The organism is Nocardioides sp. NPDC058538 (assembly GCF_042719275.1).
GTDB lineage: Bacteria > Actinomycetota > Actinomycetes > Propionibacteriales > Nocardioidaceae > Nocardioides.
Genome location: NZ_JBHXNY010000068.1, coordinates 1 through 9401 on the forward strand (window position 1 = coordinate 1; position 9401 = coordinate 9401).

A 9401-nucleotide genomic window follows, 5' to 3' on the forward strand; every position below is an offset into this window, starting at 1 on the left:
CAACACCCTTACCATGGCCTTCGGCGAAGAACGCCTGGGTCTGAACTGAACACAAGCAAGCCGATGATCAGTTACACAAAGTTCCTGACACTCCCACTCCCGGGTAAACGCTTACATACCCCACTAGGCTTCCGCGGTCCGATCGCTCGGATCGGATCCATCCCCACGAAGGAGAGAGGTCTCGTGAGACTCTCGATCGACCGAAGAACAGGCTTGGTCGGCGGTGTCGTCGCCGTCGTTGCGACCGCCGCTGCAATGTTCTCGCTGCTGCCCTCGAACGCGGACGCCGCGACGACAGTCGTCCTCGACGGCGTCTCGGTCGCCGTCCCCTACGGCGGCACGCAGGTCGTCACCGTCAATCGCTCGTCCGGGACGTACGCCAACGTCCGGTTCTGGGTGAAGGCCGACGGGAAGTGGACCCAGAAGTTCATGACCACCAAGGGGCGCATCGGTTCCGGCGGGCTCGTGGCGCGCGACCAGCGCAAGCAGGGCACCAGCACCACTCCGATGGGCACCTTCAGCCTGATGTCCACCTTCGGCACCCACGCCAAGGCGAGCACCCAGAAGCTGGCCCACACCAAGATCACCAGCGAGTCCTACTGGGTCCAGGACAACAACTCGGCCTACTACAACCGCTACCGCCTCAAGTCCCAGGGCGGCTTCCGCTACTCGCTGCCCGCCAGCGATGTGAACAGCTCCGAGCGGCTCGCGGCCTACCCGACGCAGTACGAGTACGCGGTGGTCGTCAAGTACAACTACGACAACCCCGTCCGCTACCGCGGCGCCGGGATCTTCCTGCACGTCAACGGCTCGGGCGCGACCGGCGGTTGTGTCAGCGTCCCGCGCTGGATGATGAAGGAGTACTTCAACCTTCTCGACCCAACGAAGAAGCCCGTCATCGCCATCGGCGCCTGACCTGGCCGTGAAGACAGGACCGTGGGCCGGAGCGGGGATCGCTCCGGCCCACAGCCATGTGATCAGTTGACGGTGGTGAAGTCACCCCCGCTGGCCCAGTAGGCGACCTCGTCGCCGCTGTAGGCGGCGGTGACGGCGTACTCGCCTGCGGGGAGCTTGACGAAGGTGACACCGGCCGCGCCACCGCTGAGCGTCTTGGTGACCGTACGTCCACCGTTGGTCGTGATCTTGACCGTCCCGGTCGGCAGGTAGCCCGGCGCGATGACCTCGACGGCCACCTTCGCCTCCCGGGAGCCGCCGGTCGCGGTGACCTTGACGCTCGGCTTGACGCGGACCCGGCCGCTGGGGCCGTACGTCTTGGTCAGCGTCTGGCCGCTGCTGGAGCGGGCGACCACGGTGACGCTGAGACGGTGGCTGACATCGGCCTCGGTCGGACGGTACTTCTCGGTCGTGGCTCCGGAGATCGGCGCGCCTTCGCGCGTCCACTGGTAGGAGACGTCGACGGCCTCGCTGAAGCCGCCCGGGTCGACCTGCATCAGGCCGCCGAGTCGAGTGCCGCCCTTCACGAAGCCGGCCTCGGTCTGCGTCAGCTCGCCGCCGCTCGGCGGCTCTGCCGGCTGCTGCGGAGCCTTGCCACCACCGACGAGCGTGTCGGCGAAGGCGTACGAGTGCTTCGGGCGGTAGCCCTCCTGGACACCGACGACGACCGCGCCGATCCTCTTCCCGGAGGCCGCTGCGGGCACCTTCAGGAAGCGGGACTTGGTGCGCGTGATCAGCTGCTTGTCGGCGTACCACCTGACCTCGCCGATCTTGGCCGACGGCTCGTAGTCCGCCCCGCCGACGGAGATCGTCGAGCCGACCTTCTGGGTGCCGCTGATCTTCGGCTGCGCCAGGACCTTGAACGTGCCCTGCTTGATCGGCGGCAGGATCTCGCTCATCGTCCTGGCCTCGCTGTAGTCCCGGCGGGTGCCGGTGAGCACCGCCGCGATCTGCTTGCCGGCGAGGTGGCCGGGGATGCGGAAGGTCTTGTTGGTCGCACCCGGGATCGGCTTCTTGTTCACGATCCACTGGTAGCGGATCTTGTTCGGGTTCGGGCTCCACGAGCCGGTGTTGACGGTGACCGCCTTGCCGACCTGTGCCGTGCCCTCGACCGTGGGCCGCTTGGTGACCGAGAGGCGCTGGTCGTTGAAGTGGATGAACCCGCTCGGGTAGTTCACCGAGTCTTTGCCGATCCGGCGCCAGCTGATGTCGCTGCCGTAGTTCGACTCCGAGATCGTGATCGTGTCCGCGCCGACCTTCTCGACGATGGCGACGTGCCCGAAGCGGCTCGCGCTCGGGTGCGAGGAGTGCCACCAGGCGACCGAGCCGACGGTCGGCGTCCGGTTCGTCATCCGGCTCAGCGCAACGCCCCAGTTGGTGGCGTTGCCCTCGCCCGACCAGGGGCGAGCGTTCGGCAGGCCGGTCTGGATCAGCTTGTACGCGACGTAGTTGGTGCAGTTCCGACCGGCGTACATCCGCCAGTACATGCTCCCCCACGCACTCTCGTAGCCGCCGGTGGAGTAGCCCTTGCTGCGGCAGTCCGAGAAGCCGGAGCAGAGCGTGATCGAGCCCGCGTGCGCCGGTGATGCCAACTTGGGGATGACTTGCACACCGAGGCCGACGAGCAGCAGAACCGCGCCGGTGACCAAGGTCCGGCGCAGCGCCCCGCCAGGCTTCCCCACCCGGCGCGACTCCTGTGAATACTGGTGTTTCTGTGACTTGAGGGGCACATGAGCACCCTAGAGAAAGTTGTCAACCATTGATACCGGTGTGTCGGAATTACAACACTGTATTTTTACTTTTCACGCTCAGCGACTCCCAAGAACGGGCAACAACGGCGATATAAATGTCTCGAAATCCGAGCAGAATGAGAGGATCCAGCCATGCCTGGAACCAATCTCACGCGCGCCGAAGCCACCGCTAGGGCCGCGCTCCTCGACGTCCTCTCGTACGACATCGATCTCGACCTCACCACGGGTGCTGAGACCTTCGGTTCGACGACGACGATCACCTTCACCTCCACCGAGGCCGGAGCCTCGACCTTCGCCGATCTGGTCGGCGCGACGGTCCACGAGATCACGCTCAACGGCGTGGCGCTCGACCCCGCGGTGGCGTACCAGGACTCCCGGATCCAGCTCGACGGCCTCGCGGCCGAGAACGTGCTGGTCGTCAAGGCCGACTGCGCCTACTCCCACACCGGCGAGGGGCTGCACCGCTTCGTCGACCCCGCCGACGACCGCGTCTACCTCTACTCCCAGTTCGAGGTCCCCGACGCGCGCCGCGTCTACACCACCTTCGAGCAGCCCGACCTCAAGTCCGTCTTCACCTTCCACGTAACCGCTCCCGAGGGCTGGAAGGTCGTCTCCAACGCGGTCACGCCCGAGCCGAAGCCGCTCGGCGACGGCCGCGCGACCTGGGACTTCGAGCCCACCAAGAAGATGTCGACCTACATCACCGCGCTGATCGCCGGTGAGTACCACGAGGTCCAAGACGTCTACGAGGGCAAGTTCGGCACCATCCCGCTGGGTCACTACTGCCGCCAGTCGCTGGTGCCCCACCTCGACCGCGACGAGGTCGTGAAGATCACCAAGCAGGGCTTCGAGTTCTTCGAGGACGCCTTCGACTTCCCCTACCCCTTCGGGAAGTACGACCAGCTCTACGTGCCCGAGTACAACATGGGCGCGATGGAGAACGCCGGCGCCGTGACGCTGCGCGACGAGTACCTGCCGCGCTCCAAGCAGCCGCGCTCCTTCTACGACTTCCGCGCCTCGGTGATCCTCCACGAGATGGCGCACATGTGGTTCGGCGACCTGGTCACCATGAAGTGGTGGGACGACTTGTGGCTCAACGAGTCGTTCGCCGAGTGGGCCTGCTACCACGCCCAGGCCAACGCGACCGAGTTCACCGACGCCTGGACCGGCTTCACCAACGCTCGCAAGCAGACCGGCTACCGCCAGGACCAGCTGCCCACGACCCACCCGATCGCCGCGGACAACTACGACCTGCAGGCCGTCGAGGTCAACTTCGACATGATCACCTACGCCAAGGGCGCCTCCGTCCTGAAGCAGCTCGTGGCGTGGGTCGGACTGGAGCCGTTCCTGGAGGGGCTGAAGGCCTACTTCAAGGAGTTCGCCTACGGGAACTCCGAGTTCAAGGACCTGCTGCGCCACCTCGAGGCCGCCTCCGGGCGTGAGCTCCAGGGCTGGGCCCAGGAGTGGCTGCAGACCGCCGGCGTCAACACCCTCGCGCCCGAGTTCACGCTCGCCGAGGATGGTTCCTACGCCGCCTTCGCGGTCCGCCAGTCGGCGGCGGCCGACTACCCGACGCTCCGCCGTCACCGCATCGGTCTCGGCCTCTATGACCTCGTCGACGGTGCTCTCGTACGCCGCGACGCGTTCGAGATCGACGTCACCGGTGAGCTGACCTCGGTTCCCCAGCTCGACGGCGTGAAGCAGCCCGACCTGCTGCTGCTGAACGAGGGCGACCTGACGTACGCCAAGATCCGGCTCGACGAGCGTTCGCTGGCCACCGCGCTGTCGTCGCTGTCCGCACTGGGCGACTCGCTCTCGCGCGCGCTGATCTGGGGTGCGGCCTGGGACATGACCCGCGACGCGGAGATGCGGGCGAGCGACTTCGTCGAGCTGGTGCTCGCCAACATCGGCCAGGAGACCGACGCCTGGGGCGTCACCCGGATCCCGGTCTTCGCCGCCCAGGCGGTGGGCTCGTTCTCGGCTCCGGCCAACCGCGACGCCCTCAAGGCGCGCTGGGAGACCGGTCTCAGGGAGCTGCTGGAGGCCGCCGCGCCGAGCAGCGACCACCAGCTGACCTTCGCCCGGACGTACGCCGCCGCAGCCCGCTCCGAGGCCGCGATCGCCGACCTCAAGGGTCTGCTCTCCGGCGACCTGGCCTTCGACGGTCTCGAGATCGACCAGGACCTGCGCTGGGCGCTCGTCACCGGCCTGGCCGCCTCGGGCACCTTCGGTGAGGCGGAGATCGCCGCCGAGCTCGAGCGCGACAACACCATCTCCGGCCAGGAGAAGGCAGCCGCCGCTCGCGCCGCGCAGCCGACCGCCGAGGCCAAGGAAGCCGCCTGGGAGTCGGTCGTCGTCCGCACCGACGTGCCCAACGAGACCGCCCGCTCGATCGTGCTCTCGTTCCAGCGTGGCGGTCAGGACGAGGTGCTCGCGCCCTTCGTCGACCGCTACTTCGAGGCCGCCGACACCCTCTGGGACCACCTCGGCACCCACCGCGCCTCGACGGTGCTGGAGTTCATCTTCCCGAAGCCGGCCGCTTCCCCGGAGCTCCTGGAGAAGGCCGACAAGTGGCTCGAGACCTCCCCCGCCGAGCCCGCCGCGAAGCGGTACGTCCGCGAGGGACGTGACGAGGTCGCCCGCGCCCTCGCCGCCCAGGAGCGCGACGCGCAGTAGCACCACCCCGTCGGTCGAGCCGGGTTCGTGAGGTACGAGCGAACCCGTGTCGAGACCAACACAGTCCTGTCGAGCGACGATAGGACCGTGTTGGTCTCGACACGCTCGGCCGCAGGCGGCCTCGCGGCTCGACCAGCGGTGGCCGAAAACGACGAAAGGAAGGGGAGATCTCCCCTTCCACTAACAACTTTATAGCGCACACAGGGGCTTGCCGCAAGACCCCCGGATTGGGGCAGAATCTCCTCCTCGAACAGGTAAAGTGCCTGTTCAGACAGGGGATTCAGCGTTGCAATCATTCGATCTCGCGGGCCGTCACGATGCCAAGGCGGACCCGGCACTGATCGCCGAGGACGAGCAGCACTTCGCTGCCATCGCGAAGAGCCTCGAGGAGCAGATCTCCGAGCTGAACGAACGGCTGGACGACGTACGCCGCCGCCCGGGCGGACACGGGCAGGAGGCGCTGGACCGCGATCTGGAGGTGCACCGGATCGGTGGGCAGCTGCGGATGTTGCGCAGGTTCAGCCTGGACCTGTGCCTGGGGCGGATCGTGACGGAGTCGGGCAGCACCATCTACATCGGGCGGCTCGGGCTGACCGCCAGCGACGGCCGACGGCTGCTGGTCGACTGGCGCTCGCCGGCCGCGGAGCCGTTCTTCGCGGCCACACACGCCGACCCGCGCGGGCTGCTGAGCCGGCGCCGCTACCGGTGGACCAACGGGCGGATCTCCGACTACTGGGACGAGGTCTTCACCGCCGAGGGCCTCGAGGGGCACGCCGCCCTCGATGACCAGTCGGCCTTCATCGCCACGCTCGGCAGCAGCCGCTCGCCACGGATGCGCGACGTGCTCGGCACCATCCAGGCCGACCAGGACGCCATCGTCCGAGCGTCCTCGCGGGGCGCCCTGGTCGTCGACGGCGGTCCCGGGACGGGCAAGACCGTGGTGGCGCTGCACCGCACGGCGTACCTCCTCTACTCCGACCCGCGCCTGGGCGAGGGCAAGGGTGGGGTGCTGTTCGTGGGACCGCACGAGCCCTATCTCTCCTATGTCGCGGACGTGCTGCCGAGCCTGGGTGAGGAGGGCGTACGCACCACCACGCTGCTCCGGATGATCCCGGAGGGCGACTCGTTGCTGCCCGAGACGGATCCGGGGGTCGCCCGGCTCAAGGCCGACGCCCGGATGGTCACGGCGATCGAGCCGGCGGTGGCGCTCTACGAGAAGCCTCCGTCGAAGCCGACCCTGGTCGAGACCCCCTACGGCGACGCGGTGATCAGCACAGGCGACTGGGCCGAGGCGATCGCCGCGGCCGAGCAGGGTACGCCGCACAACGACGCCCGCGACCAGGTCTGGGAGGCGCTGCTGAGGATCGTGACCGAGAGGATCCAGGAGAACACCGGCGCCGACCCCGACCGCGACTACGACGCAGACGCCGATCTCGACGACTGGGGCGACTCGGACCAGGAGGAGGACGAGTTCGACGCGTACGGCCTCGTCGACGAGGACTCGACCGATGCCCTGCGTGCCTCGCTGGAGACCAACGCCGGGCTGCTCGACGTCTTCGGCGAGGTCTGGCCGCGGCTGCGGCCGGCCGACATCGTCGGGGACCTGTGGGAGGTGCCCGCGTTCCTGCGGATGTGCGCGCCCTGGCTCACGCCCGAGGAGGTGAAGACGCTGCAGCGCGACCGGATTGTCCAGGCGGGCCAGGCCTGGACCGAGGCGGACCTGCCGCTGCTCGACGCAGCCCACCGCCGGCTCGGCGACCCCGACGCCTCGCGGCGCCGGAGCGCCCAGAAGGCAGCGGCGGCCGCCGACCGGAAGGCGAAGGCAGCGGTCGTCTCGGACCTGATCAGCCACGACGACTCCGACATGAAGGTGATGTCGATGCTGCGCGGACAGGACCTGCGCACCGCCCTCCTCGACGACTCGGTGCGGGAGTCCGAAGAGATCGACCCATACGCCGGCCCGTTCGCGCACATCGTCGTCGACGAGGCGCAGGAGCTGACCGACGCCGAGTGGCAGATGCTGATCAGCCGCTGCCCCTCGCGCAGCTTCACGATCGTCGGCGACCGCGCCCAGGCGCGGCACGGGTTCACCGAGTCGTGGCAGGAGCGGCTCGAGCGCGTGGGCCTGGACCGGATCGAGATGGCCGGCCTGAGCATCAACTACCGCACGCCCGAGGAGGTGATGGCCGAGGCCGAGCCGGTCATCCGCGCAGCACTTCCCGACGCCAATGTGCCGACGTCGATCCGTGCCTCCGGCATCCCGGTCGTCCATGGATCCGTCGCGGATCTCGACGTGATCCTGGACACCTGGCTCGCAGAGAACGAGGAGGGTGTCGCCTGTGTGATCGCCGCCGGCTCGAGGGACGTCAACGAAGGCCGCGTACGCCGCCTGTCCCCCGTGCACGCCAAGGGGCTCGAGTTCGACCTGGTCGTCCTCATCGACCCCGAGACGTACGGGACCGGGATCGAGGGTGCCGTGGACCGCTACGTCGCGATGACGCGGGCGACCCAGCAGCTGGCCATTCTCAGCTGAAACGACCTCAGCTGACCGGCCCGAAGCGTCAGTGCGTCGCGGCGGGGAGGTTGTCGTCCTCGGCCTTGTGGGGCTTGGGCAGCAGCCCCTCGCCGCGGAACACGCCCGGCAGGAGCACCAGGAGGGAGATGACCACCATCAGGATCACCGGGATGAGCAGGATGAGCAGGAGCAGACCGGAGGCGGTCATGTCCTCGGCGACCGGCCAGCCGTTGGGAACCTCGGCGCTGGCGGGGCCGGCGGTAGCAACAGAGGCGACGACGGCGGCGGAGGCGGAGGCGCCGAGGAGGCCGGCGCGGCGCAGGATCTGGTTGCTCACGGGGCAGATACTAACCGGCGTACGTCCAGGTTCTCATCTCTGCCCCTCGTCGTCGCGGCGGGAGTCGATGCCCGGCCGGGGATTGGCCGTCGCCCTTGAACGGCTTGGATACTGGAACCCATGTCCATCCCCCCGAACCCCCCACTGATCTCGGTCTCCTGGTCGACGCTCGGCAACTGGGTGATCGGTATCCCCTTGCGTATCGCCGGCCTGATCCTGCTGGCGATCGTGCTCCGCTGGATACTGCACCGGGTGATCGACAAGGTCGTCGTCCGCGCCGTGGAGGCCCCCGGGCTGAGCGGCAAGATCACCAAGATGGCCGACGGAGGCGAGGCCAGCGTCGCGTCCTCGCGCCGCAGTCAGCGCGCCCAGGCGATCGGGTCGCTGTTCAAGAGCGTCGTCACCGGCGTCATGGTCGCGATCTTCGCCACCATGATCCTGGACCAGCTCGGCATCAACATCGCTCCGATCATCGCCTCGGCCGGGATCGTCGGTCTGGCGCTCGGTTTCGGCGCGCAGTCGCTGGTGCGGGACTACCTGTCCGGCATCTTCATGATCATCGAGGACCAGTACGGCGTCGGTGACAGCATCGAGGTCAACAACATCAGCGGCACCGTCGAGGCCGTGACGCTGCGGATCACCCGGCTGCGCTCGCTCGACGGCACGGTCTGGTACATCCCCAACGGAGAGATCCTCACCGTCGGCAACCACAGCCAGAACTGGGCCCGCGCCGTCATCGACGTCGGTGTCGGCTACAACGAGGACCTCAACAAGGTGCAGCGCGTGCTGCGCGAGGTCTCCCACGACCTGTGGGTCGATGAGGAGTTCAAGGGCCAGATCATCGAGGAGCCCGAGGTCACCGGCGTCGAGGCGCTGGCCGCCGACGCCATCACCGTGCGGGTGCTCATCAAGACCCTGCCGCTCAAGCAGTGGGCGATCGCGCGCGAGATGCGCCAGCGGATCAAGGCCCGCCTCGACTACGAGGGCATCGAGATGCCCTTCCCGCAGCGGGTGATCTGGCACCGCGAGGAGAAGGCCGCCGCCGAAGCGGAGACGGCCAAGGCCTGAGCCCCGCTGGTCGAGCCCCTGACCCCGCTGGTCGAGCCGCGAGCGCCAGCGAGCGTGTCGAGACCAACACGGTCCCCTCGGCGCTCGAGGGGACCGTGTT

6 protein-coding genes are annotated in these 9401 nt (G+C 68.1%); 4 read left to right on the forward strand and 2 right to left on the reverse strand.

Annotated elements, in window-relative coordinates:
* The first annotated feature begins 183 nt into the window (after positions 1 to 183).
* A complete protein-coding gene (locus ACFWQC_RS28035) occupies positions 184 to 915 on the forward strand; it encodes a L,D-transpeptidase family protein (RefSeq protein ID WP_378686041.1) in 732 nt (243 codons plus the stop codon).
* A 62-nt stretch (positions 916 to 977) separates the two neighbouring features.
* Here the strand turns inward: ACFWQC_RS28035 and ACFWQC_RS28040 are convergent, their stop codons facing one another.
* Positions 978 to 2636 carry a CHAP domain-containing protein gene (locus ACFWQC_RS28040; protein ID WP_378686043.1) on the reverse strand — a complete coding sequence of 553 codons (1659 nt, stop codon included), beginning with the start codon at positions 2634 to 2636 and terminating at the stop codon, positions 978 to 980.
* Positions 2637 to 2837: 201 nt separating this feature from the next.
* Here ACFWQC_RS28040 and pepN point away from each other — a divergent pair, with 201 nt between their 5' ends.
* Together pepN and helR are read left to right on the forward strand one after the other, a co-directional pair.
* Positions 2838 to 5381, forward strand: coding sequence for an aminopeptidase N (gene pepN / locus ACFWQC_RS28045; RefSeq protein ID WP_378686045.1), 2544 nt, complete (start codon positions 2838 to 2840; stop codon positions 5379 to 5381).
* A gap of 286 nt (positions 5382 to 5667) precedes the next feature.
* Positions 5668 to 7914, forward strand: a complete 2247-nt coding sequence (gene helR, locus ACFWQC_RS28050) for an RNA polymerase recycling motor ATPase HelR (protein ID WP_378686048.1) — start codon at positions 5668 to 5670, stop codon at positions 7912 to 7914.
* Positions 7915 to 7942: 28 nt separating this feature from the next.
* Here helR and ACFWQC_RS28055 read toward each other — a convergent pair whose 3' ends face one another.
* Positions 7943 to 8233 (reverse strand): hypothetical protein, encoded by a 291-nt coding sequence (locus tag ACFWQC_RS28055; RefSeq protein ID WP_350666262.1) that lies wholly within the window; start codon positions 8231 to 8233, stop codon positions 7943 to 7945.
* A gap of 120 nt (positions 8234 to 8353) precedes the next feature.
* On the opposite strand from ACFWQC_RS28055, the gene ACFWQC_RS28060 reads away from it, so the two are divergent.
* A complete protein-coding gene (locus ACFWQC_RS28060; RefSeq protein WP_378686052.1) occupies positions 8354 to 9301 on the forward strand; it encodes a mechanosensitive ion channel family protein in 948 nt (315 codons plus the stop codon).
* Positions 9302 to 9401: the final 100 nt, after the last annotated feature.

Coding starts and splice junctions, on each gene's coding strand:
- pepN (WP_378686045.1), top strand. CDS start 2,838: ATGCCTGGAACCAATCTCACGCGCGCCGAAGCCACCGCTAGGGCCGCG.
- ACFWQC_RS28060 (WP_378686052.1), top strand. CDS start 8,354: ATGTCCATCCCCCCGAACCCCCCACTGATCTCGGTCTCCTGGTCGACG.